Raw genomic sequence first — 236 nt, forward strand, 5'->3', positions numbered from 1 at the left:
CTCCTCGACGCTGATCAGCCTGCTGCTGGGCATCCCGCTGGGCATCTGGGCGGCCAAGAGCGAGCGCGTGGCGACCATCATCCGGCCGATCCTCGACTTCATGCAGACCATGCCGGCGTTCGTCTACCTGATTCCGGCGGCCATGCTCTTCGGCATTGGCCGCGTGCCTGGCATCATCGCCACGGTGATCTTCGCCATGCCGCCGGCGGTGCGCCTGACCAGCCTGGGCATTCGCC

1 protein-coding gene is annotated in these 236 nt (G+C 67.4%); it reads left to right on the top strand.

What is annotated here, in order from left to right:
• The coding region (locus F1003_RS19245) for an ABC transporter permease subunit (RefSeq protein WP_155090389.1) at positions 1-236 on the top strand (236 nt) is incomplete at both ends.

Source organism: Winogradskyella ouciana (genome assembly GCF_009709615.1).
Classification (GTDB): Bacteria; Bacteroidota; Bacteroidia; order Flavobacteriales; family Flavobacteriaceae; genus Winogradskyella; species Winogradskyella ouciana.